This is a genomic window from Paenibacillus sp. J31R109 (genome assembly GCF_059692055.1).
Map to the genome: position 1 here is coordinate 460,721 of NZ_JCAUAR010000001.1, position 23,576 is coordinate 484,296.

The following is a 23,576-nucleotide window of genomic DNA, read 5'->3' on the forward strand; positions in this document are numbered from 1 at the left end:
ATAAAATTACAATAGTAAACGGTTAAACGAGTAACTAGAAGGATTTAATTGAAAGGAAGGAGATTTGTATGGAAGTAACTAAAAGCGTACCATTTGAATTACATATGGCAGATGAGCGGGTCGTGCGAGGCGATATTTATAGAGCTAAAAGTGAATCAAGTAAGGGGACATTACTCCTGTGCCACGGTTATAAAGGATTTAAAAACTGGGGGATGTTCCCACATGTGGCGAATGAACTAGCAGAAACAGTTGATGTGGTTGCGTTGAATTTTTCCCATAATGGTGTGGGTGAACAGTTAATGGAATTTACTGAGCTTGAGAAATTCGCAGGTGATACCTACTCTAAAGATCTTGAAGACATCCAAGCCGTCATTGCTGAAATACATAAGCGTGCAGGGACAATGAAACCGATCCTATTGCTAGGGCATAGCAGAGGAGCTGCAGTGAGCCTGATCTACGCTTTAGATCATCCAGAGGAAATTGATGGTGTGATTAGCTGGAATGGTACTTCGAATGTTGATTTACTCACGCCAGAGAATAAGGCAGAGATGAGAGCCACAGGACGATCCTACACCATGAATGGGCGAACCAAGCAGATGATGCCGCTTGATCTGGTGATTTTAGAAGATATGGAGCTCAATCAAGAGAGGTTTGATATTATTGGAAGAATCAGCGGAGCTACTTTTCCAATCACGCTCATACAAGGCACAGCGGATGGAGAGCGGGGGATTCGTGGCTCTGAGCAGTTAGTTGCGAATCATACCGATATCGCGTGGGTGAGGATTCCTGATGGGAACCATACTTTTGGAAGTGTTCATCCTTTTCAGGGTGAGACCCAGCCTTTACGAGAAGCAATTGCTGAGACGAAGCGAGCGATTCGGGGGATGTTGGGGTTGTAGTGGGGGGATTTTGAAAAATAGACTCTGAAAAGAAAACCCGTGAAGCTATAAGCTTTACGGGCTCTTTTCGATGTTCGTTGAAGTATGAATAATTAGGTAACGAATTCTGTTATATCTACAATAAATTCGTTTGCTTTCTCTTTTCGAGATCAAATCCCCGACCTGGATAAGCGACTTTCGCTGCTTCCGCTGGCTCTGTTAAAAGCAGGTTTTGAGCCGTTTACAATCGAAAGTATTATTAGAACTGAACGGGACTCATAGTGGTTACATCTTTGCAAATGCAAAAAGTCAGATCAATGGATATGATCCGACTTGTACGGCGGCTTGTAATTGGCGGATTCTTAGAATGGTTTCAAACCAAACCTAGTGCCAATCTAGATCATTTCCTCTTGTCAATGTAGGTTAACAATGTGAGTATAAACAACCCAAAAGCAAACATGATTGAAAGAGATTGAAATATATCCATGTTCGCAGCTCCACCTTTCCAATAAGGTGTCCGCCTTGTACAAGTCGTCCTATCGTAAAGTTTATATTTAAATGGATAAATGTGGTAGTGTCAAAGGAACCATATATCTTTCTACATTTTTCGATTAGATTGGATAGTTCATTTTAAGAGGAGTACAATTGTGGATATTCGAAAAAAGTGAAATCGTTTGAAGTGGGAATAAATCAATCATTAAGTGGTAATTATTTGGTTGCGAAAAACAAAAAAAACCTTGCTACACAAGGCTTTCTTCATATGACCTGTAGTGGGCTCGAACCACTGACCCCTACCCTGTCAAGATAGGTATATGAGTTTTGTCTAAGCTGTTATAGTGCGGAAAAACTCAGTATTTATAAGGGTTTATATGTTTGCGAGTTGTGGTTAAAAGCGTTGAGCTGTATGTGATTTGCAACAGATTTGCAACTGAATTTGCAACAAAAAAACCGCCCTAAATGGACGGCTTACCCTTGCTTCGAAAACAGACTATCAAATGAGTTTGCCGCTTTCTGATCTGCTTCGGCTAGAACATGTGAATAGATGTTTAATGTTGTTTGAATATTCGAGTGACCGAGTCGCTCGGAAATTATTTTGGCATGGACACCTTCATTCAGAAGTAATGTAGCCGAAGTATGACGTAGTCCATGAAATTTAATGCGTCCGATATTAGGGTGACGCTTATGGAACCTCGCCCACCATGTTTTGACACTGTATGGGTTAAGCGGCTTGCCGTTCCAACCGCTGAACAAGAAAAAGTGTTCTCCATCAGCCCACAAGTCAGCGGCTGCTAGTCGTTCTTTATTGCAAAGCACTTTGTACTTCCGCAATTCCTCAATAACGTGTGAGGGAAGAGATAACTTTCGAACGGACTTACGTGTTTTCAGTTCCTTTATTTCGTAACCCTCTTTAGTAAATGAAACCTGCTGTTTCACATGAATTGTAGCGGCTTCTAAATCAACATGCTTCCATTCGAGCCCTAGCAATTCTCCTCTTCGCAGTCCGCCTGTAAATGCGAGCAAGACAATCATTCGCCACATAGGGTCTTCATGTTCAAGCGCCATGAGTAACAATTGTGTTTGTTCTTTGTTGTAAGCGTCTGCTTCTGATGTTTCCACCTTCGGTTTTTTCAGTCCGATCATTGGATTTGATTTAATTAAGCCCCATTCTGTCGCACGGTTAAATATGGACTTTACTGCCTTGTGAATAGAGGAAATTGTACCGCTCGATATTGTGCCATCTTTACCGTCTAGTCGTTTCCCAGTCTTGATCTCATCAAAAAGTGTTACAAGATGAAATGTTTTGAAACTATCAAGCCGCAAATGACCGATTGAAGGAAAAACTCTGTTTTTGAGATGCGTCATGTACATTTCTAACGTGCCTTTTCCGAGATGCTCCTTTGCGTACTTCGTACGCCAATCCTCAGCGAATTGTTCAAACGTCATTCGCATAGGCTCGAAGAATTTGCCATTTTGGACTTCCTCCGAAAACTTTGCCCATTCCGCCTCTGCTTCTCTTTTAGTACGGCAGCTAACTGTTTTTGTCTTTTTGGGATATTTGCCGTTTGCATCCCTTCCAAGGCTTACAGTTAAAAGCCAACTGTTACCCCTTTTTTGTACGTTAGCCATTGTGATGATTTCTCCTCTTCTCCGATATCAATTCGATTGCAGTCAAAAGGTACTGACGCTCGTCAACAGTTAGCGGCTCACCATATAATGTAAATTTCGTATCATCATTGAACAGTCCGTCCAGTTCAAGCGACACATAAACAGCAGGAGGCGAAGTCTTATCTAACAAGGATTTAACAGCGTGGAATTCTGATGCTGTTATACGCTTCATATAGCCTGCCTTATCCATCAAAACAGCAGGGTGAACACCATAGGCTGTCGCTAATTTCTCCAACAATTCCACTGATGGTTTGATTTCTTTGCCTGTTTTAGGATTAAATCCTTTTTCCAATAGCCTTACATGCTCGTAACTAACTCCTGAAATTGCTTCAATCTCACGCAGTGTGCGCTTTCCTCTTAGGTTCTTCAAATATTCTCCGAACGTTACCATCTCTCATCGCTCTCCTCCAAGGTTCACCGAATCAAATCGATTTGACAACAGCTTATCACTAGTGTACGATAGCAGTCAAGCTTAAAAATCAAATCGATTTGACAAAATAATAGAGGAGCGTTGAATTCAATGCAACAATACGAAACACAAAGAATTGCGTTGGACGCTAGAGGGGTTTCCAAAATGCTTGGTATTTCAATATCGGAAGTATGGAGAAGGACAAGGGAAGGGCAATTGCCACATGTGAAGTTAGGCAGAAGAACCTTGTTCCATAGGGAGGCTCTCGAAGCATGGCTGCGTGGCGAGTAAGTCTCGCACCCTCGTTTAACTTCATTGAGGAAAGTGGTCTGAATTATGACAAAAGGAAAAAAGAAAGACTACGGCTTCAAGCCATGGCAAAAAGCGATTGGAGCAACTGACAAAGGATTCGTCCGATATCATTACTCCCTCATGGATACAGAATTGTATTGGGGCATGAGTTCGAGCGCAAGGGACGTTTATCAGGTAATGTTACGGAAATACAACGGTAGAAACGATGATGAATTGACGTTCCCATTCGATTGTGTAAAGAAAATCATGTCAAAGCCCACGTTCCATAAATGCATAAAGGAATTAATACGGTACGGATTTATTGAATATGTGCAACACAACAAGTTTACAAGGAAATCTAATATATATAAGTTCAGCTCTCAATGGAGAGAGAAAGCAGGGAAATTAATGAAGTTTTAATTATTTAAGGGTGAAAAATCTTTACTCGCAAGAGTCAATAAATTTTACTCAATACGATGGTTTTGGATGTTTTCAGCCTCATTTGAGCCAAAAGTTTTTACTCGAAAAATCAGTGCGAAAAGTGACATAAAGCCTTGCTGTACAAGGAATTTAACGTGCTGATTTTTGAGAAAATATATATTGATTTTTGAGTAAAGCTTTTTTACCCCTTTATATATTTAGCCATACCATAGAGAATTTTAGGGGGCATTCAACATCATCTTCAAAGGGCATCCAAGAAAGGGAGATTCCTTTCATCCCACTATCTGACAGGGCTTCACCAAGCGAAGGTGTAATAACAAAGCACAACAACACATCGCCAGAGGGGTAAAATGGGTTGTTCTAGGCCACTAGTTACGAAATAGGGTTAACTATGGTGATAAATACATAATGCTTTAAATGGGCTTATAGGGGAGTTGTCTTGTTCGAATATATCTAAGTTGTAATATTGAAGAGCATTTAAAGACGTATTTTGTCAATCAAAAAATTAGTTGATGCTAACAAAATCAAAGGAACTCGAAGGAGGGGTCAGTTTGGCAGACACAGAAAAGAATATCCGTATCCATAAGCCACAGCATATTAGGCGGTTACTAAATGAAGTGATTAACGAAATCAGGCATGAGGATTCAATGGATAAAGAGAAACGTGCGAGGGTGCTTGGCTATTTAGCGAATATCACCTTGACTAGCCTTAAGGATGGCGAATTAGAGGAGCGGATAACGAAGTTGGAAGAAAAAACAAAGGAAAGCACAAGATGACACTGTTGAGAAGAATATCGGAACTTGAAAAAATCACCAAGAAGCCTAACGCAGAAAAGACGTTAATGACGATTCCCATTTCTGCCGATGATGTTAGGAGAATATTTTGGTTGAAACATGAAGCAACAGTAAAGGCGAAGGTGGAAATTGAAAATATTTTAGCCAAATATGATAAGCTTCCGTTGATCACAATGAATGACTGGGAATTGAATTTGATTTCAGAATTAAATCGACAATAGGTGATTAATTTATTGAACACCAACTAAGAGTTTTCAATGCGTTCAGAAGAGGAACAATAAGTTGGATGTCGAACACTTCGTATATGCCATTCTTGAGGTGAGAATTATGTATAAATGTATTTATTGTTTAGAAGAAAAACCAAAAGATGCTTACAAGAAAGTAGAGCATGTTTTGCCGCAATCGTTTGGCAGATATAGAAATAATCTTACATTAAAAAATTCAGTATGTGATTCATGTAATAAATTTTTCGGTGACAATCTAGAACCATTTCTTGCTAGAGACACATTTGAGGGATTCACTAGATACAAGCTTAACTTGAAGGAACCCAATGAATTTAAAAATATGGGGAAGAAGAGCAAATCAATAATTCGTTTAAATGAGAGTAAATTTAAGGGGGCATATTCATATCTAAGCTATAACGAGGATAAAAATGAACTTAGCCTCGAACCGCTAAAGCAGATTGGATTCAAGAAAGATTACTTACAAAATTTTGATTTTTTCTTGTTTCCTGATATACCCACTATATCGCAGCTAAAGTCATTAGGGTATAAATTAGAGTATGAAAATTCTATAATAATACTTGGCTGTACACAAGAAGAGGTGCAGCATATATTAAATCAAAAAGGATACGATTTTAAAACAACAGTTATAGACTCCGATTTCATTCAAGAATTGGATGTAGAAATTGAGCGCCAAATAGATACTGATCTACAAAGAGCTATTTCGAAAATTGCTTTTAATTATTTGTGTTATTTTGAAGGTGCAGAATATGTTATGGATAAAAACTTTAATGAGATAAGAAATTTTATCTTACATGGGGTTATTCCTAATCGACCTTACTTCAGTATGAGTGGTGATGACATATTAGGAGATGAGGGCAAGTTAGGTAAAAAGAGGGTTGGACACATTCTGAATATTGATTACGATAGAAATGGGATTTTTGTAGTTGCACAAGTTTCTTTGTATAATATTGCGAAATACTTAGTGATATTTGGAGCTATTCCACAAGGATTGTATAAAACCATAACACGAGGTCATTTCTTTAACCCATATGACGGCATGATACTTCTTCTTCAAAAAGGAAGAAAATAGACTGCATTTCACAGACCACGAAAGTAGTCTGTTTTTTATATATTTAGAAGTTTGTCTGTAGGGCTTAACGAGGTACCAAGTCATTCAAAATTTCCATTAATCGATTTTTGGCTTGTTTTTTAGCCTCTGGGGAAAATTCCGCATTATAAAGTCGTATTAGTTCTTCCTTAGGGACGTAATATCTGCCTTTGTTTTTTTGTTGTGATATCAAATTATTTCGACAATAAAAACGGACAGTTTCAATTTCACAATTTAAATACTCAGCGGCTTCCTTAGATGTGAAATAAAGCTTAATAATTTCTCCATTGCTCATGTGAATTCCCTCTCTATCTTGAAGTCTTAGATATAAGTGCTGTGCTCATTTGCAACAGATTTGCAACAAGACCTTCGAAACGCTGTCTGTACTACAAGTTTCAGCAACCTGTACTAATAAAGAAAAGCCGCATCCCATAAGGGTTTGCGGCTTTCTGTGTTATATGACCTGTAGTGGGCTCGAACCACTGACCCCTACCCTGTCAAGATAGTGCTCTCCCAGCTGAGCTAACAAGTCGTTTATGGATACAGGTAGTAATATACCAAGAAATCGTGAGATTGTCAATTGTTGGAGAGCTTACTTCCGCCAGAAAAAGAGGAGTTTTTTAAAGTTTGAATCAGCTTTTCTCTTCTTTTTGGACCGTGGAAGAAAAGCAGTAGGATCGCTTTCTGCAGTTGGTGAATCGATGGTTTTTCCGAGCAAAAGGGATCGCTCTTCTTCAGTAACACCAAGAGTTGTCATTGCACGTTGTCAGCCTTTCTGGTAATGATTATGAAGTAAATGTAACATATCTATCCGATGTTTCCTAGTATAGCTTTCTTCTTGCGTGAATTTATGGTAACTTGAGATCATTAGAGTTTGGGAGGACTAAGGTTATGACGAAACAACAGCATCGTTGGAATTTGCGTTTGAAGAGTAGTAATGTATATCTAGGAACTGTGTATTTGGGGGATCCGCTTCCGGAAGTGGAAGATGTGATTATGATTGGTGAGAAGAAATATACGATTCTTGAGCTCGGAAGTACACGAGATGCAAGTGACGTATTTGTAGAGGAAGTTAAGAAGAAATAAGGAAGTCATATAGGAAAATAACGAAGGAGCTGATCATTAATGATCAGCTCTTTCTTTTGTAAGGTCAGATCAGTCAGGGAACAATCACAGAGAATAGAAAAAAAGACTGAGGTTCACTCTAAGGAGGATCGAGTGAATCAGTCTTTTTTTGAGCTTGCTCCTACATCAAAGGATTAGCGTTTGTAGCCGCCTAAAGATTGTTCAGCCATTTGCACTAATCTTTTTGTGATGGTGCCACCGATTGAGCCAGCATCACGGGATAACAAATTACCGTTGTAACCAGAAGGGGAGAGAGGAACACCAATTTCCTGAGCGACTTCATACTTCATTTGATCTAGTGCTGCCTTTGCTTGTTGGACAACTAACGTGTTAGATCTAGCCATTCATAATCATCTCCTTTTTTATGGTACACCAGTATTATTTGAATGTTCAGAATATTTATTCGCGAAATTTTAAAAAAACGAAGAAATTTTTCATGCCAATATTTTCTATATAAAATTAGTCATAAAAATCAATAAACCCCCAACGGTTAAGTTGAGGGTGATATGTGATCAGTTATGATAACGGTTTCATTATTCTTCGGATTGTTCAGCTTCTTCAGCTTGTTCCTCTGCAGCAGCTGCTTCTTCAATCGCTTCAGCGATTACTTCCTCAGCTTCAGCCTCTTGACTCACCACTTCTTCAGTGGATTCAGCAGAGATTTCTTCTTCATTTTGTGAAACTACTTCTTCTTCTTGGCTCATTTTTGTCACCTCCTCTGATACGTATAGTAACATTGTAGCACTTCTAATAGGTTATACAAGTAGCTTGGACACCTAACTATCAGATTTAATGTGGAATTGATTGATTTGTCACTTTATAGGCGAAATACGATGCGAAACGCGTCGGATAAGGGTGAGAAAACCACTGTTTTCGCGGCTTTCAGCGATTGTGCATGTTTTATTTTTCTATGAATATAATTGAGCCTAAGCAACAATATTTGTTGAATTACTATGCTGAGTTTCTAGGAAAACTCATAGGGGGAATCCGAATGAATCGGTCGGATGTAATTTTGGAGCTACAACTTGTACCAGAGTTATTGAAACAAGCGGAAGCGATTTATGTGGATGCCGTGTCAGAATTGAATTGGGCTAAACATATGCTTCTAACAAAAGAGTATGAAATCATTGGTGAAGGTCTCGTAACAGGGAAGAATGAGCTTCAACGGCAAGCAGAATTATGGCCACATACGAAGGACTTGCAGAAGCAGGTATTACAAATGGAAGATGCGGTTGAACATACGAAAGTTGAGTTTAACTTTTACAAACGTAAATTAGAAAACCTCCAAATTATTGCCAAGCTCATGACGATTTTATAATCCTAAAGGACGATGATGAAAATGCCTGTGATCGAAAGATTGCAGGCATTTTCTTTGTTGAAACGGAAGTTTTTTTAAATTTAATAGCTGTCACGCGGTTATCAGTAAGGGCAGTTGTGCATCCTAAGGGTAGAATATACCAATGTGTGGTTTTACAGGAGGATTGTACACGATGAAATCAATGCAAATTATGGTGACAGCGAGCTTGGGTCTAATGCTATTGTCTGGTTGCCAAACCGTCAGGAGTACGTCAGTTGCTGAACCCACTGCGCCCCCTGAGACGGTTCGTGTTACGCTCATAGGTGCCGACAATCAATCTGTTGGTTCAGCGCAATTAACCGCTGTCAGTGACGGTGTACAAATGGATGTGCAGGTTAGTGGGCTTTCACCCGGTGTTCATGGTCTCCACATTCATGAGAAAGCGATATGTGAAGCGCCGACGTTTGATTCTGCAGGTAGTCATTTCAATCCCCATCAGAAGGAGCATGGCTTTTTAAATCCGAAAGGAGCACATGCGGGTGATCTGCCCAATCTCGTTGTGGATGCCCAAGGCAATGGACGATTTAGTGGTGTTACAAAGGTAGTAGTCCTAGACAGAGGAAAGCCTAATTCGCTGTTTAAGCCTGATGGGACAAGCTTAGTCATTCATGAGAAGGCTGACGATTTAAAAACGGATCCATCAGGCAACTCGGGTAAACGGATTGCTTGCGGTGCTGTGAAATAAAGGAAGGAAGGTTTCGACAACATGATCAAAACACAGGATCTCAAGCTCCAAATGGATGAATTAACGAAACAAAACGATATGGTACTTATTGAATTAGAATCAGTGAAGAAAATGTTGATGTCAAGTAGCCAGGGCTCTCAAGACACGCAGGGGCATCAACAGGCTTCTTCGAGTAATGGGAATAACACACAGCAGGGATCAGCAATGAATAGTACGCAAAGTCAAGGTCAAAGTCAAGATCAAGATAATGGCCAAAATCAATCACAAGCTCAAAGCCAAAATCAAGATCAGGGGCAGCAAACAAGCAATGGTCAAAATAATAATCAAGATCAATCACAGCAAACGAAAGCTGGTCAAGGAAATGCAGGCAACTCGAATAACCAGCAAGTAACTGATTTAGCGAATGAGCTTTTGAAAATTAAAGATTTAGTTGTAAAGCTGGAGCAAAAGACGTCGCAGTATGTCAGCAGTCAGTCAAATGGCTCGTTAACGGAAAAAGATGCGGTTAATCTGGTTTTGACGCTAATGAACGGGATGGTAGACTGGGCAAGCGAATTTGTCTCATCCAAAGCCTCCTCTAATGGTCAAGTGCAATAACGTCGCCCCCATAATAAAAAGCAAAAAGGCTGATATCAATCAGCCTTTTTGCTTTTTATGAAAAGGTATATCAATTAGGGCTGTACAGCTTCAGTTTTAAAATTCATTTGCTTAGCACAATATTCAATGATTTCACTCCGCCGCACGATACCAATAAATTTATCAGAATCATCCACGACAGGTACGAAGTTTTGTACTTTTGCTAAATCAATGAGATCGATCATTTCTGCATGAATATGAACGGGTTTATTTTTAACGCGAAGAGGAACCTCGTCGAGCACATGCCGGTGAGCATTCTCGAAGCCGATATGCTCGGAATTTTTAAGAAACCACAAGAGGTCACCTTCCGTTACAGTTCCAACATAATGGCCATCATCCGAAAGAATAGGGACAGCCGTATATCGATGATACTCCATTCGTTCCAGTGTTTGGCGAAGGGTAGCTTGTGGAGTCGCGGTAATAACTTCGGATTTAGGTAAAAGGAAAAAAGCGATGTTCATCAGTTACACTCCTTACATAAGAATCAATGTGTCTAGTATAACAAACTTTGCGCATAGAATCTAAACCTGTGTTGGATGCTAGTAGTGAGGTGAACGGAAATGAATCGAGCATTAACTACAGCGTTGGTCGGTATCGGCGCTGCTCAAGCCATCAAATTACCATTAACTTATGTGTTCAGTAAAAAATGGGACTGGTCGCAATTGGTTCAAACAGGCGGAATGCCAAGTTCCCATTCTTCCGGTGTTACAGCATTAGCTACCTATATCGGAATGAAAAGAGGCTTTTCAGCCATCGATTTTGCTGTGAGCTCCGTATTCGGGGCTGTCGTCATGTATGATGCGATGGGCATTCGAAGATCAGCTGGCGAGATTGCAGTGGAAGTGAATGATTTAGACGAGCAGGTCGAACGAATCGCTAGAGAGCACCCCGGACTCTACCATGCCAGAAGAAGAAAGGCATTGAAAGAACGATTAGGTCATTTGCCACGTGAAGTTGCGGCCGGCGCATTGTTAGGGCTTGCCATCGGGACATGCAGTTATTTACTGGAGAGAAAATAAAGCCGAGATCATTGTAAATGTGGACAACATTTCCGGAATGGGATAAGATCAAGAAACGATCTTAGAGAGGAAGAAGCCCACATGGAAACGATTCGTGTTACGACAATGGAACAATTGAAAGCTTGTTTTGCTGTGCGATTTAATGTGTTTGTTGATGAACAACAAGTACCCGCACACTTGGAGATGGATGAGAAGGATGAGTCCCCAGAAGCCTGTCATCATTTACTCATCATGGACGATGCAAGACCCATTGCTACATCCAGATGGTATGAATATCAAGAAGCAACAGCCAAACTACAGCGTGTTGCTGTCTTGAAGGACTACAGAGGACGCTCATTAGGGAAACAACTTATTCTAGCTATGGAACAACAGGCCTTTGAGCTTGGTTGTAAATATGCCATTCTAGACGCCCAATGCCAAGCAGAAGGTTTTTATAGCCAGTTAGGTTACCAAGTGATTTCCGATGAGCCATTCTACGACGCTGGCATTCTTCATGTCAGAATGAAAAAAACACTTTAACTCACAGAGACACTGTCATGTGCAGTAGTCACTGCTGCCGCGAGTGGGAAAGTAAGAATAAATCGGGTGCCAATCCCGAGCTCACTTTCGACTTCTAGTGTGCCATGATGATCCTGTACAATTTTATAGCAAATGGATAATCCTAGACCTGTACCCGTTTCCTTGGTTGTGAAGAATGGATGGAAAATCTTATCCAACTGATCACTCGGAATACCAGGACCATTATCCGCAATGATTAAAGTCGCGTTCTTCTGATCGCGGCTTAATTTCATGTGGATAGAGCCGTTTGCTTCCATCGCCTCGCAAGCATTTTTCATCATGTTAAGTAAGAGTTGAATCATCTTATCTTGATCCATTAGCATATGAACCCCATAGGCAGCTTCATGAAAATGAATCTCATGTCCAGAGCTGGTAGCTTCGGATTCAATAAGGGAAATGACTTTGAGAACGCATTCATTTAACGAGTGATTTTGAAAGACGGTTTGGTGCGGCTTAGAGAATTGAAGAAACTCACCGGTCAAATCACTCATCCGATCAATCTCATCCATAATTAGTCCATACCAATTCTCAATGTTGTAATCGCTTGCTTTTGATAATTGCAAAAAACCTTTCACCGTTGTTAAGGGATTGCGAATTTCATGTGCCATGCCAGAGGCAAGTTCACCGACAACACGGAGTTTCTCTGAGCGTTGCATTTGTTCCTCGCGTTTTAACCAAGATTCACGTTTCTTCATAAATAGGTTATGCTCCGCGTGCAAAATAAGATCATCTTTCGTCAAAGCATCTTGTGGAAATATCGCTATACCATATGTATTTTGTATACCAGTCAGCTTGGGAAGTTCAGAATCGAGCTTTTGTTGATACGACGCGGTAGTCAGAAAATCTTTATGAAGAGGCATGACCACTGCAAATTCATCACCGCCATATCGAGCTATGAACAGTGCATCTTTAAATAGAATTTGAATGAGATCCGCCATTTGCTTGAGTACGAAATTACCTGCCTGGAACCCGCCAGAGGTATTCATTGCTTTTAGATCCGTACAGTCTATAAGAAACAGTACAAGGGGCTGATGATGCTTGATTTGTTGTTCGAGTCTGCGATGACATTCTTCATAATTATAAAGACCAGTAAGGGAGTCTTTTTGCGTTAGTAGATGGCGTTCGTTGCGATTGCGATCCATTTTACCAGTACGAAGATGGGCAGTTCTTGTAAGCCAAGTAACAGCAGAGAAGTCAAGGATACTCATGAATCCATACATCGTGCTTTGAGAGGCAGAATGGGTAATGAAATTAACCGTAGTCACATAAGTAATCATGGAAGCAAAAGTCATGGCCCATGATTTGATCTTGTCTTCTTCCTTGTAAGCATGATGTGAGAGTGCTAATAAGTATAAGGGATAGCAGAGACTAGATTGTCCAAGCGCATGAAGCGAAGCAATGAGGAGAAGTTGAACCCAAGGCATAGCAGGATGAAGATTGGCAAAGCGAACAGCTAAAGCAAAAAGAATGATGGCTAGAACGAATGAAGGGATGTTCAATACTGACTGCAGATAAATTGTATATAGGCCATATAATAGTACATAAACATAATAAACCCCATTAATAATCACCGTATCAGCTCCCGATTGGAATTTCCGCCGTTCACCTACTCATGTGACAATTTCTATACCTGTCATAAAATCCCTGCTGTTGCTCAAAAAAAAATGAGAAAAATAGGGACTTTTGTATGAAAAGAAGCCTTGAGAAGGAGCACTCAAAGGCTTCAGATTAACAGATCGTCTAATCGGGGATTTGGATGATATCATGTTTGTGGATAAAGGTCATCTGACCTGTATGGCCTATGTAATCAGGCATGTGATCGTCGTAATGCATTAAATAAATGAGTTTTTGAATAGGGTCGGGTAATGTAAGAAGGTCATCTAACGTGGTATGCACATATCCCGGACCACTTAATTGACAATCGTGGAAAATGGTGTGACAATCTCTTGTATCTATAACTTCATCAAGGAGCAAGTCTTTATTAAATTGCAAATCTGCACTATAAAACGTTCTGTGATTAATAAAAATGGAATAGTTGAGCTTATGAGCAATATGTAGTGTTGGGATAATTTCGAGCGTTAACGCAGGTGAAACGGCAAAGGGCTGTCGTTCTTGGAGATAGACGATTTCGAAGTAATCCTGAAGTTGATGAAAGCTTTCATCTGGATTATAGAGACCACCTTTAAGACTGTTCTCCCAAAGCGTATCTGCTAATGCTTCCGTCACATAAAGTTTTACGCGCTTGCGGTTATATTGATAGAATAAACGAAAAGCAACTTCTTCAAGCCCGCCTACATGGTCAGCATGAATATGTGATATGAGAATACCATCGATTTGATCGAGCTCTATACCGAGTTCATGAAGTGATTTAGGCGTTGTAGGCCCGCAATCAATTAATATATGGGCATCCGCTGATCGGACTAATGCACTTGTATTGTAATATAATTTGGAAAAGGCACTGCCGGTTCCCAACATTTGAATTTGCAAACTCATTCAGCTGCCTCCATTTTTCGACAAATTCCATCTTTTTCTAATGTATCATGGAGGTTGCCGACTTTCAACCACTTATGTTGAAATAAAGATTCAGCAAGCTTAAAGTATCGAATAAGAAGGTGTTGATTTCATAATGAATTGGTTAGTAGCATGTATCCTTTTTTTGCTTATTTTGTTTTGTTTAGTTGGGATTTCGACCTATGTTGGTTGGCAGTTAACGCACCCAGAGCGGAAATTAGTCGATGACACGCCAAAGAATTATCAGCTTGAACACGTGGATGTGACGTTCCCAAGTCGAACAGCAGGAGTGCTGTTAGATGGCTGGTACTTGAAGTCGCCTAACGCGCCATCCACGTCCATGGCAACGACGGTAATTATGTCTCATGGCTATGCGGGCACAAGGCTGGAAAAGGGACTACCCGCACTATCATTAGCTCAGCAGCTGGTGCAGGCAGGTCACCATGTTCTCATGTACGATTTTCGAAATTCAGGGCGCTCAGAAGGGAATACAACAACAATAGGATTCCTAGAAAAGGAAGACATTCTTGGTGCCATTGATTGGGTGAAGTCCTCAACTAGTCATCCGACGAAGATTATATTACTAGGATTCTCAATGGGAGGAACTTCATCCCTATTAGCGGCTGCTGAAGAGAAAGCGGTGGCTGGCGTCATTACAGACAGTGCGTTTGGTCAATTAATTCCTTATCTAAAGGAAAATCTGCCTGTATGGTCTAAGTTGCCTCGGATACCTTTTACGCCACTGATTCTATTTATTTTGCCAAAAATAATAGGTGTAAATCCTTATGCAGTTGATGCGTTAGCTGCTGTTGATCGGATTGCACCAAGGCCAATTTTGTTCATCCACAGTAAAGCTGATCAAGCTATCCCTTATACCAATAGTGTAGAAATGTATGAGCGGCATCCGGAACAATTTGAGATATGGCTAACAGAACGTGGGGGGCATGTTGGCTCCTATCAGTTGGAAGCAGATGTGTATGTGCAGCGTGTTCTAAAATTTATTGCAAAAAGTTAAATTCATCGCAACTCTTCTAAACCAACGGCGTATAATGATGCAGACAAACAGATGACTAACGAGGTTGGAGGCTAAGAGTGATGAAAGTTCAGCGCATTTTTATGTTGATGGTGATGTTTTTTGTTTTAAGTACGGCTGCGGTGGTAGCCTCTTCGATATGGGGGGAATATAAAGGATTTAATATCGCTAGATTGGTCGTAAACAATGAAACGAAGGAATTCCCAGATTCAGAAGTACCACCACTTATTGTAGATGGCAAGACAGTTTTGCCTTTACGTGCAATGAGCGATGCTTTACAGGCATTACTGAAGTGGGACGATGCAAGTAAAACGGCCTACTTATTCAAGCCCAATGTACATATGTTTTTTACATCGGAAGTTCGTAAAGATTCGTCTATTATCCCTTTCAGCGTTGTAGCACGCGGAGATGAAGTGAACTTTACCGTATTCACGCAGGTGGACAATTTGAAAACGAGCATTAATTCGGTTCGCGTGTCCGTTGTTTCTCCTAGTGGACGCAATGTGATCACACCAATTGAGAAATCAATTGCAGATTCCAAAGAATCGTTTTGGTTAAAAGTACCTTTATATGGCGTGTCATTTTCGGAATCAGGTACATATGTCGTGAAATTTGCGATGCAGCAAAGTGGCAGCGCCGATTATACGGTTGTTTCGGAGAAACAAATTCAAGCGGAATAAGCCATGTGGTAATGAACTGGTTTGACCTCTTATAACGAAAATGTTAGGATATTCAAGTAACTTATTACTTTATGAAATGAGGTTCTGCCTGTGAGCGATGAGAAGCATGATCATGTGCACGGCCCGGACTGTGACCACGATCACGACGAGCAAGGGGAAGACGTTTTTATCGTAACGGACGAGAACGGTGTAGAACATGAAATGGTCATGGTATATACCTTCCAATCTCAGGAGCAAGCTTACGCTGTTCTACTAGATCGAAATGATCCTGAAGCAGACGGTGTCATTTTCCGTGTTGAAGAAGAGGACGAAGATGCATTCCTTGTCAACATTGAAGATGAAGAAGAGTGGGAACGTGTCGTAACGATTTACAATGAAATCGTGGCTCAAGAAGGCGAAGAATAAGAGCTATACATAAGAACCCCCTAGCAGAGTGATCTGTTAGGGGGTTTCTGTTTGTGTTGATTCATTTTCTAGGATTGAAATACATGATTCTACCGTTAAATAGATGAAGTTCAGCTTTCAGAAGTTTGCCCAAATATTTGCAGAATTCATTGCCTTTGCTCTTGTCACCATGTGTGGCATTGTCAGGTAATACGAATTGTACGAACTGGCGTTCTTGCTCTTGGTTTTGTTCAGAACCGACCCCAACGACGATCGTATGATATAAAGCGTTGGTGCCTTTCAGATAAAACCATTTGCCTTCGCCTTCCGGTTTCGTCTCAATCGTATAAGGGAATCCGGCTTCATCATACTCCCAACCAAGTTGTTTGGCTGTTTGGCTGAGTTGATCGCGATAATGCAACAGCTTGTCCTTGATTTCATCCAAGGTAAGTGAGGCAACAGCCGATCCTGTTACGAATTTAATATAAGCGCTTTGAGCCATTCCTTGATCACCTCATTCGCAAAACATCACCCATATCATAGCATCATGTAAACGGTTTTACAATATATCCCTACGGGTGAAACTACTAGAAGATAGCTTGTGTTTCTACGATGACTTTCACTTGTTGGACACTACGATCCTCAGGTCCTTTGACAGGTAATCCAACTTCCACATGCTCAACAATATAGTCGATTAATTCTTGTGTGATGACTTCGCCAGGGAGCAAAATAGGAATGCCAGGCGGGTATACATAAATGAACTCAGCAATAATTCGATCAGCGGAGTCTTTAAACGGCAGAATTTCCGTTTCTCCGTAGAAAGCGTCACGCGGTGTTAACGTTAATTGCGGTATCGCCGGAACCTTGATGACAACTTCTTTAACTTCTACAACATCATCATTGATGTGGGATAGTTCTCGTAACGCTGTTAGCAAGATTTCCACATTCTCTGGCGTATCTCCTGGTGTGAAGAGACAGAGGATGTTGTACATGTCACTCATCTCGACTTCGATATTGTAGTGATCACGCAGCCAGTTCTCTACTTCAAAGCCCGTGATGCCTAGCTTACGGACGTGAACGCAGATTTTGGTAGGATCATAGGCATAAGTAGCTTCATCCCCGAGAATTTCTTCGCCGAAGCAGTACAGGTTAGGGATCTCGTTGATTTGCTTTCTCGCATAGTGAGCAAGCTCAATTGTGCGTTCAGCCATCTCACGTCCATTCAAAGCGAGATGGCGACGAGATGTATCCAAGGAGCCGAGTAAAATGTACGAAGTCGACGTCGTAGTCAGCATCGAGATAATCGTCTGAATACGTTTCGGATTGACACGATTTCCTTTGACATTGAGGACCGAACTTTGCGTCATGGAACCGCCAAGCTTATGTACACTCGTAGCCGCCATATCAGCGCCAGCTTCCATAGCAGACATCGGCAGCTTTTCGTGGAAATGGATGAGCACACCATGCGCTTCATCAACAAGTACTGGCATGTTGTAGCTATGAACCAGATCGACGATTTCTTTGAGGTTCGTACATACGCCATAATACGTAGGGTTGATGACAAGCACGGCTTTCGCATCAGGATGCTTCTCAAGTGCTCGACGAACGGAGCGGGTAGGGATGCCGTGGTCAATTCCCAGATTTTTATCACGTGCAGGTTGGATAAAGACGGGTTTAGCGCCAACGAAAATAATCGCGGCTAGGACGGATTTATGAACATTCCGAGGAACGATAATTTTATCCCCCTCGGAACAGACTGTCATGATCATCGTCATAATGGCGCCACTGGTCCCTTGTACAGAGAAGAATGTATGATCCGCGCCAAACGCATGTGCAGCCAGTTTCTGGGCTTCTTCAATGACCCCCATTGGTTGGTGGAGATCATCTAGCGGTGCTATATTGATGAGATCGATGGAAAGGGCGTTGTCGCCAATGAAAGCACGAAACTCCGGGTCCATGCCGACTCCTTTTTTATGGCCAGGAATATGAAACTGAATAGGATTTCTTTCCGCATGCGCTAGCAATGCAGAGAACAGGGGTGTACGGGTATGATCCACCTGATTATCGCTTCCCTTCTATCGTGGATTGCTTGTGCTATAGTTGCAACAAACAAAATGAGTATATCAAACTAGAGATTTGATGCAAGTTAATTTTTTCAAAATAGTTTGCACAAAATGGGGTCAAACTAACACTATGATGAATAAATAGGCAAAATAAAGGAGAAATCGGATGATTTGGCTGCAAAAATGGCGGAAAAACCGGTTGTTTTCCCCATTTGTGATGGAACTGTTAATTATTATGTTTGTTGTCGAATTTGTAAAGGGCGCATTGCTTTTAACCATTTTGCCGGTATATATGACAACAGCGTTAGGAGCTTCTGCATTTGTGATCGGATGGACATTAGCTGCTCAATATATTGGCGATAATGTATTACGTACACCTGTTGGGTGGATTATCGATCGGCTAGGTTATCGTGTGACGATGCTAACAGGGGTATTGCTGACGTTCCTATCGGTTATCATTATGGCGATTACAACACAATACCTGTGGATGATAGTCGGGTGTGCGCTGCTTGGCTTTGGGACAGCTCCTTTGTGGCCTTGTGTCATTACGGGAACGACAGAGGTAGCAGGTGATGAGGGAAAAGCAACAATCATGAGTGTCGTGTATATGGCTTGGCTGTCAGGGGTAGGACTAGGTCCTGTTGTGATTAATTTTTTCGTTGGTGAAGATAGTTATACGTTTGCTTTCCGATTGTTAATCGGCTGCATGACGGTAGTTGTGCTCGTTGCGCTTATGCTTCCACGTAAAGAAAAGGGGAGTATAGTCAAAAGTGGTGGAGAAAAGGAGAGTGTCAATGTTCACTCGCAATCTCAGCCAATGAAAAGGCGCAATTGGTTGCAGAGTGTTTCTACCTATTTAAGCGAAGTTCGGAAGTCGATGTCCGTGAGTCCGCTGATGTTTCCAGCTATGTTCGCACAAACATTTGCACTTGGCATATTAACGCCGATTCTAACGCTCTATGCCAAGGAAGTCTTGCTGCTGTCTTCTTTTCAATACAGCCTCTTTTTGGTTGCTGGAGGAGCGGTTACGGTGCTGTGTCTGGTTCCCATGGGGAAAATGGTGGACCGTCTGGGAATTCGCCCGTTCCTGTTCATCGGGTTTTCACTTAGTGCAGCATCGCTGCTGCTCTTTACATTTGTGAAATCAATGGGGCTGCTGTATATCTTGGTCGTGATACTTGGCGTGGGCTATGCGTTTATTATCCCTTCGTGGAATGCGTTAATTGCTTCAGCGATTCCACCAGAGAAAAGGGGGGCAGTCTGGGGGTTTTTCCTCACGATTGAAGGGTTCGGAATGATTGTTGGCCCCATTGTTTCTGGGAAGCTCTGGGATGTATACGGGTATCACGCGCCATTCCTGACAAGTGGATTTGTGCTTATCGGTCTACTTGTTCTTCAAATGTTCATTTCCATCCCCAAAAAAGGTATGGTACGATAAGGAAAAAGAATTGGTTTGGAGGCTTAACGCATCATGAATAAACAGATTGGAATCATCATGTTGTTGCTGATGACGATCTTTATCGGATTCGGAATTATCATTCCTGTGTTGCCCGAAGTAGTGAATGGAGCAGGAGCGAAGTTTCATAACGCCTTACTATTGTCGGTGTATTCCGCCGCTTCCTTCTTGATGTCTCCCATATGGGGAGGCCTATCGGATCGCATCGGTCGTAGACCGATTATCCTAATCGGACTTCTGGGATTTAGTATTAGTTTCTTGATTTTCGGCTTTGCTAATGATGAATTATGGATTATGTACGTATCCCGTATCCTAGGCGGTTTATTCTCAGGAGCAGCTACGGCATGTGCTGTCGCTTATGTTGCGGATATTACAACCGCAGAGAATCGAACGAAGGGCATGGGCATGGTCGGAATGTCCATTGGCCTAGGTTTTATCTTTGGACCCGCAGTAGGCGGAATTGTTAGCAAATGGGGAACGTACACGCCATTCTTCGTAGCCGCTGCGATATCCTTTGCTTCATTCTTACTTGCTGCAGCGATTCTTAAAGAATCCCTAACAGCGGACAAGCGCAGATCCTCGATAGAAAAAGCGCCTTCGCGTTGGAGCGCTTTCGATGGAGCTTCGAAATATTTGTACGTGCTATCGTTTTTCGTCTCGTTCACGTTGGCAGGACTTGAAGCCACGCTGCAGTATTATCAAATGGACAAAATCGGCGCTACGCCCTTTGACATTGGCATGATGTTCCTCGCCAGCGGCATCGTCGGGGCTTTGATCCAAGGAGGCGTCGTACGCCGCCTAGTGAAACAAGGTGCCGAACAGTTCGTCATCGGCATCGGTTTATTGCTTTCAGCAGCTGGCTTCTTCCTGCTGCTGTACTCCAGCAGCGTCGTAACCGCTGCGATTTACTTATCGGTCTTCGGCGCAGGGAATGCGCTGATCAGACCGTGTGTGACGTCGCTGATTACGCAGCGCACGAAGGTTGGACAAGGCGTCGCGACAGGACTCAGCTCCTCCATGGACAGCTTGGGCCGCATCGCAGGCCCATTGCTTGGCGGAGCGGTGTTCGCGATCGCGCACTCGCTGCCGTTCATCATCGGCGGCGTGCTCTGCCTAGCTGCGATCTTGCTGCTGCAGCGCTTCATTTTGGTTGATCGCCAAACTTCCGCGCAACGAGCGGCTTAGCATAACGTAAAAAGCTGCACATCCATTTCTCCAGAAGGAGAAGGATGTGCAGCTTTTTTTGTTACGACTTATGGACGAGGCGTTAAGCCGTACAAGATGAAATTGATCGTGTAGTCAACTTCTTTCTCTTCCTGCCAATCGCCATCTGGAATTAGCAGAAAACGGGTGATCAGAAACCCCATAATGGTAGAAATAATCATCCGTAAGGCTGCGGGAGGAGGGAGGTCTATGATCTGACCTTGCTCTTGAAAATGTCGTATGGCTTTATAAGCCTTTTCCAACACTTGAACGGCAACCTTCTCTTTAAATTGTTCCCGCAGCTCGTTGTGAAAAGGGATCTCGTGAATAAAGATTTTAATAATGGGGAAATGCTTGCGAGCAAATTCCAAGCGGTTCAAAGTAACCGCGCGTAAGAAGGTCTCCACACTGGGGTAATCAGCTTCCAATACCTTAGTAAAATCTTTGACAGCAAACGGAGCAATGAGTTTGGTCATCATGGGTGCTACGATCGAAAGGAGGAGCTCCTTTTTCGTTTTGTAATGACGGAATATCGTCCCCTCGGCTACGCCAGCTTTCTGCGCAATCTCACTCGTAGAGGAGCCTGCAAAACCTTTCTCAGAGAAAATCTCCACAGCGGCCTGAACAATCTTTATCTGTTTATCGGTCATTTTCTCTTCTTCGTCGTTCAGACGCAGCAGCTCAGTTAACCATGGCTCGATTTCGGACATTGCATTCACCTCTTTATCCCTTCCTTGACATCCATCCATTATAACTTACGATGCTTCTTCAATGCCACAATATTCAAGAACATAAAGACGATTGTAAATGCCGCTAATACGAGCACATCAAGCCAGATGCGATCCCAACCAGCGCCGCGAATCATTATATTTCGCAAGGCGTCAGCTCCGTAATATAGCGGCATCAAATGACCGATCCACCGAAGATAAACCGACATCGTATCCAAGCTGAACAATCCAGAGAAGAATACTTGCGGAACAATGATGAGAGGGATGAACTGAATCATTTGGAATTCATTGTTGGCGAATGCAGAAATGAGTGTACCTAAGGATAAGGCGGCTAACGCAAGCAATAATGTTATTAGAAGGACATACCAGAAGGAGCCGACCATCATCAGACCAAGGACACTCGTTGCGAACCAAGCAATGAGCGTTGCTTGCAAAGTAGTGAAGATCCCGAAGCCGAGGATGTAGCCAACGACGATCTCCCAACGGCGAAGCGGCGTTGCAAGTAAGCGTTCCAAAGTACCTCCCGTCCGTTCTCTGAGGAAAGAAACCCCCGAAAGCAGGAATACGAAAAAGAAGACGAAAAACCCAATGAGTACTGGTCCGAAATTATCAAAAGCAGCCATATCAGCCGCGCCGTGTAAATATGTGATGGCAGGTGTCTGAGCAGGTGCAGTGCCTGCGGGGGCAGCACTTTGTAACGCCTTTTGCAATAAGAAGAGGACAGCTTTGTTTTTACTTGGATCACTACCTTCTAAGGTCAATTGCGGTGTGGTTCCGTTCATCACCAGTACTGCATCTAATTGTACATTTTCTAGCTTCGTTTGAGCCTCCTCGGCGGTGTATACCGTGACCTCGGCATTCAAATCTTGTAATTTCTGAATGAGCGGGGCAGGGACATTGACGGCTCCGAGTTTAGGGGTATAGGTATTGCCATTGAAAACTAACGACATCATAAACAAGATGAGCATGGGAGCAATAAGCATCATCATTAGCGTGCGTTTATCATGAAAAAATTGGCGAAGGATACGAATGACTATGGCTCGAATTCTCATGCTTCAGCACCTCCATAAACTAGGAATGCTTCTTCAATCGTGGAGGAGGAGGTTGCACTCTTTAACTCCTCTGGTGTACCCATTGCGGTGAGTTGACCATCACGAATCATGCCAAGCTGATGGCATTTGTCTGCTTCATCCATGACATGTGTCGTCAGAAGAATGGTGGTTCCCTTAAGGCTCAGATTGGTCAGTTCCTGCCAAATGGATTTGCGCAAGACAGGATCTATTCCGACTGTAGGCTCATCGAGAATGAGAATGCTGGGTTCATGCAGCAAGGAGATGGCCAATGATAAACGCCGTTTCATTCCTCCTGAATAATTGCTAACTTGCTTCTTCAAGTGGTCAGTTAAATCAACGAGTTCCATGACGGCCTGAATCCGCTGCTTGCATTTGGCTCCTTGGAGTCCATACAAGGCTGCGAAGAATGCCAGGTTCTCGTACGCAGTTAATTCGGTGTATAAGGCGTCTGATTGTGCCATGTAGCCGATCTGAGAGAGCATCGCAAGCTGTGGCATCTTTTGGCCAAGTACGTGCACCTGACCGGTTGTAGGGGCTTCAATGCCTGCAATCATGCGAACGAGAGTCGTCTTACCCGAGCCGGATGGACCTAGCAGACCGAATATCTTTGCGCTAGGTACAGCAAGCGTAATGTCTTTCAGCACGGTTTTATCACCAAATTGTTTACTGACCCCTTGCACGTGAATCGATGTGTTGGACGTCATAGCTTGCACCTCTTTCTGATTTTAAAAGTGAGTAATCACTCATTATTGAA

General features: G+C 42.3%; 30 protein-coding genes and 1 tRNA gene. 16 read left to right on the plus strand and 15 right to left on the minus strand.

Translation table 11 applies throughout. The annotated features are described in order from the left end of the window. The first annotated feature begins 68 nt into the window (after positions 1–68). Positions 69–899, plus strand: a complete 831-nt coding sequence (locus AC58QT_RS01970) for an alpha/beta hydrolase family protein (protein WP_497407484.1) — start codon at positions 69–71, stop codon at positions 897–899. A gap of 379 nt (positions 900–1,278) precedes the next feature. On the opposite strand, the gene AC58QT_RS01975 is transcribed toward AC58QT_RS01970, so the two are convergent. From AC58QT_RS01975 to AC58QT_RS01985, 3 genes are all read right to left on the minus strand, one after another. Further along, the gene (locus AC58QT_RS01975; protein ID WP_379304201.1) at positions 1,279–1,365 is read right to left on the minus strand and encodes a putative holin-like toxin; all 87 of its coding nucleotides are present in this window, start codon (positions 1,363–1,365) and stop codon (positions 1,279–1,281) included. A 479-nt stretch (positions 1,366–1,844) separates the two neighbouring features. Next, positions 1,845–3,005: a tyrosine-type recombinase/integrase gene (locus AC58QT_RS01980; protein WP_497407485.1), complete on the minus strand. Its 1,161-nt coding sequence runs from the start codon at positions 3,003–3,005 to the stop codon at positions 1,845–1,847. Continuing rightward, on the minus strand, positions 2,998–3,435 hold the full coding sequence (locus AC58QT_RS01985; RefSeq protein WP_497407486.1) for a helix-turn-helix domain-containing protein: 438 nt from the start codon (positions 3,433–3,435) through the stop codon (positions 2,998–3,000). The genes AC58QT_RS01980 and AC58QT_RS01985 overlap by 8 nt, the downstream gene beginning before the upstream one ends. A 129-nt stretch (positions 3,436–3,564) precedes the next feature. Here AC58QT_RS01985 and AC58QT_RS01990 point away from each other — a divergent pair, with 129 nt between their 5' ends. The 4 genes from AC58QT_RS01990 (at position 3,565) to AC58QT_RS02005 (ending at position 6,293) form a co-directional block, all read left to right on the plus strand. After that, on the plus strand, positions 3,565–3,744 hold the full coding sequence (locus AC58QT_RS01990; RefSeq protein WP_497407487.1) for a helix-turn-helix domain-containing protein: 180 nt from the start codon (positions 3,565–3,567) through the stop codon (positions 3,742–3,744). 992 nt (positions 3,745–4,736) lie between these two features. Beyond that, complete coding sequence (locus AC58QT_RS01995) at positions 4,737–4,961, plus strand: hypothetical protein (protein WP_497407488.1); 225 nt, start codon at positions 4,737–4,739, stop codon at positions 4,959–4,961. Further along, a complete protein-coding gene (locus AC58QT_RS02000; RefSeq protein WP_497407489.1) occupies positions 4,958–5,200 on the plus strand; it encodes a hypothetical protein in 243 nt (80 codons plus the stop codon). Before AC58QT_RS01995 ends, AC58QT_RS02000 begins: the two co-directional genes overlap by 4 nt. A 61-nt stretch (positions 5,201–5,261) precedes the next feature. Then, on the plus strand, positions 5,262–6,293 hold the full coding sequence (locus AC58QT_RS02005; RefSeq protein WP_497407490.1) for an HNH endonuclease: 1,032 nt from the start codon (positions 5,262–5,264) through the stop codon (positions 6,291–6,293). 64 nt (positions 6,294–6,357) lie between these two features. Here AC58QT_RS02005 and AC58QT_RS02010 read toward each other — a convergent pair whose 3' ends face one another. Both AC58QT_RS02010 and AC58QT_RS02015 read right to left on the minus strand, forming a co-directional pair. Then, positions 6,358–6,606, minus strand: coding sequence for a helix-turn-helix domain-containing protein (locus AC58QT_RS02010; RefSeq protein ID WP_497407491.1), 249 nt, complete (start codon positions 6,604–6,606; stop codon positions 6,358–6,360). A gap of 164 nt (positions 6,607–6,770) precedes the next feature. Continuing rightward, positions 6,771–6,843: transfer RNA gene (locus AC58QT_RS02015), tRNA-Val, on the minus strand. A 359-nt stretch (positions 6,844–7,202) separates the two neighbouring features. Between AC58QT_RS02015 and AC58QT_RS02020 the strand changes: the two genes are divergently transcribed. Then, positions 7,203–7,397 (plus strand): hypothetical protein, encoded by a 195-nt coding sequence (locus AC58QT_RS02020; RefSeq protein WP_028558119.1) that lies wholly within the window; start codon positions 7,203–7,205, stop codon positions 7,395–7,397. Positions 7,398–7,570: 173 nt separating this feature from the next. Here the strand turns inward: AC58QT_RS02020 and AC58QT_RS02025 are convergent, their stop codons facing one another. Then, the gene (locus AC58QT_RS02025; protein WP_068670616.1) at positions 7,571–7,780 is read right to left on the minus strand and encodes an alpha/beta-type small acid-soluble spore protein; all 210 of its coding nucleotides are present in this window, start codon (positions 7,778–7,780) and stop codon (positions 7,571–7,573) included. Between the two features lie 189 nt (positions 7,781–7,969). Further along, entirely contained in the window at positions 7,970–8,140 is a 171-nt protein-coding gene (locus AC58QT_RS02030) for a hypothetical protein (RefSeq protein WP_310227127.1), read from the minus strand. Positions 8,141–8,427: 287 nt separating this feature from the next. On the opposite strand from AC58QT_RS02030, the gene AC58QT_RS02035 reads away from it, so the two are divergent. The 3 genes from AC58QT_RS02035 to AC58QT_RS02045 all read left to right on the plus strand — a co-directional run bounded on the left by AC58QT_RS02035 (position 8,428) and on the right by AC58QT_RS02045 (position 10,075). Beyond that, positions 8,428–8,754 (plus strand): hypothetical protein, encoded by a 327-nt coding sequence (locus tag AC58QT_RS02035; RefSeq protein ID WP_310227128.1) that lies wholly within the window; start codon positions 8,428–8,430, stop codon positions 8,752–8,754. 172 nt (positions 8,755–8,926) lie between these two features. After that, positions 8,927–9,478, plus strand: a complete 552-nt coding sequence (locus AC58QT_RS02040; protein ID WP_497407492.1) for a superoxide dismutase family protein — start codon at positions 8,927–8,929, stop codon at positions 9,476–9,478. 21 nt (positions 9,479–9,499) lie between these two features. Beyond that, positions 9,500–10,075 (plus strand): hypothetical protein, encoded by a 576-nt coding sequence (locus tag AC58QT_RS02045; RefSeq protein WP_497407493.1) that lies wholly within the window; start codon positions 9,500–9,502, stop codon positions 10,073–10,075. Between the two features lie 74 nt (positions 10,076–10,149). Here the strand turns inward: AC58QT_RS02045 and AC58QT_RS02050 are convergent, their stop codons facing one another. Further along, a complete protein-coding gene (locus AC58QT_RS02050; RefSeq protein ID WP_497407494.1) occupies positions 10,150–10,575 on the minus strand; it encodes a CBS domain-containing protein in 426 nt (141 codons plus the stop codon). 99 nt (positions 10,576–10,674) lie between these two features. On the opposite strand from AC58QT_RS02050, the gene AC58QT_RS02055 reads away from it, so the two are divergent. After that, positions 10,675–11,133 carry a divergent PAP2 family protein gene (locus AC58QT_RS02055; protein ID WP_497286553.1) on the plus strand — a complete coding sequence of 153 codons (459 nt, stop codon included), beginning with the start codon at positions 10,675–10,677 and terminating at the stop codon, positions 11,131–11,133. An 81-nt stretch (positions 11,134–11,214) separates the two neighbouring features. After that, entirely contained in the window at positions 11,215–11,652 is a 438-nt protein-coding gene (locus AC58QT_RS02060; RefSeq protein ID WP_497407495.1) for a GNAT family N-acetyltransferase, read from the plus strand. Here the strand turns inward: AC58QT_RS02060 and AC58QT_RS02065 are convergent. Then, positions 11,649–13,262, minus strand: a complete 1,614-nt coding sequence (locus AC58QT_RS02065; RefSeq protein WP_497407496.1) for an ATP-binding protein — start codon at positions 13,260–13,262, stop codon at positions 11,649–11,651. The genes AC58QT_RS02060 and AC58QT_RS02065 overlap by 4 nt on opposite strands. Before the next feature lie 169 nt (positions 13,263–13,431). Then, positions 13,432–14,184 carry an MBL fold metallo-hydrolase gene (locus AC58QT_RS02070; protein ID WP_497407497.1) on the minus strand — a complete coding sequence of 251 codons (753 nt, stop codon included), beginning with the start codon at positions 14,182–14,184 and terminating at the stop codon, positions 13,432–13,434. Between the two features lie 133 nt (positions 14,185–14,317). Here AC58QT_RS02070 and AC58QT_RS02075 point away from each other — a divergent pair, with 133 nt between their 5' ends. The 3 genes from AC58QT_RS02075 (at position 14,318) to AC58QT_RS02085 (ending at position 16,320) form a co-directional block, all read left to right on the plus strand. Further along, positions 14,318–15,217 (plus strand): alpha/beta hydrolase, encoded by a 900-nt coding sequence (locus tag AC58QT_RS02075; protein WP_497407498.1) that lies wholly within the window; start codon positions 14,318–14,320, stop codon positions 15,215–15,217. Between the two features lie 80 nt (positions 15,218–15,297). After that, a complete protein-coding gene (locus tag AC58QT_RS02080; RefSeq protein ID WP_497407499.1) occupies positions 15,298–15,915 on the plus strand; it encodes a stalk domain-containing protein in 618 nt (205 codons plus the stop codon). 90 nt (positions 15,916–16,005) lie between these two features. Next, positions 16,006–16,320, plus strand: a complete 315-nt coding sequence (locus AC58QT_RS02085; RefSeq protein ID WP_056612546.1) for a DUF1292 domain-containing protein — start codon at positions 16,006–16,008, stop codon at positions 16,318–16,320. Positions 16,321–16,381: 61 nt separating this feature from the next. On the opposite strand, the gene AC58QT_RS02090 is transcribed toward AC58QT_RS02085, so the two are convergent. Together AC58QT_RS02090 and AC58QT_RS02095 are read right to left on the minus strand one after the other, a co-directional pair. After that, positions 16,382–16,801 carry a DUF1885 family protein gene (locus AC58QT_RS02090; protein WP_497286547.1) on the minus strand — a complete coding sequence of 140 codons (420 nt, stop codon included), beginning with the start codon at positions 16,799–16,801 and terminating at the stop codon, positions 16,382–16,384. Positions 16,802–16,886: 85 nt separating this feature from the next. Further along, positions 16,887–18,356, minus strand: a complete 1,470-nt coding sequence (locus AC58QT_RS02095) for an aminotransferase class I/II-fold pyridoxal phosphate-dependent enzyme (protein WP_310227151.1) — start codon at positions 18,354–18,356, stop codon at positions 16,887–16,889. Positions 18,357–18,528: 172 nt separating this feature from the next. Here AC58QT_RS02095 and AC58QT_RS02100 point away from each other — a divergent pair, with 172 nt between their 5' ends. After that, on the plus strand, positions 18,529–19,800 hold the full coding sequence (locus AC58QT_RS02100) for an MFS transporter (protein WP_497407500.1): 1,272 nt from the start codon (positions 18,529–18,531) through the stop codon (positions 19,798–19,800). Positions 19,801–19,833: 33 nt separating this feature from the next. Then, complete coding sequence (locus tag AC58QT_RS02105) at positions 19,834–21,003, plus strand: MFS transporter (protein WP_497407501.1); 1,170 nt, start codon at positions 19,834–19,836, stop codon at positions 21,001–21,003. A 68-nt stretch (positions 21,004–21,071) separates the two neighbouring features. Here the strand turns inward: AC58QT_RS02105 and AC58QT_RS02110 are convergent, their stop codons facing one another. From AC58QT_RS02110 to AC58QT_RS02120, 3 genes are read right to left on the minus strand one after another with little or no spacing between them, the layout of a single operon-like run. Continuing rightward, positions 21,072–21,731 carry a TetR/AcrR family transcriptional regulator gene (locus AC58QT_RS02110; protein WP_497407502.1) on the minus strand — a complete coding sequence of 220 codons (660 nt, stop codon included), beginning with the start codon at positions 21,729–21,731 and terminating at the stop codon, positions 21,072–21,074. Positions 21,732–21,769: 38 nt separating this feature from the next. Beyond that, on the minus strand, positions 21,770–22,801 hold the full coding sequence (locus AC58QT_RS02115; protein ID WP_497407503.1) for an ABC transporter permease: 1,032 nt from the start codon (positions 22,799–22,801) through the stop codon (positions 21,770–21,772). Next, positions 22,798–23,526 (minus strand): ABC transporter ATP-binding protein, encoded by a 729-nt coding sequence (locus AC58QT_RS02120; RefSeq protein WP_497407504.1) that lies wholly within the window; start codon positions 23,524–23,526, stop codon positions 22,798–22,800. Before AC58QT_RS02120 ends, AC58QT_RS02115 begins: the two co-directional genes overlap by 4 nt. Positions 23,527–23,576 lie beyond the last annotated feature (50 nt).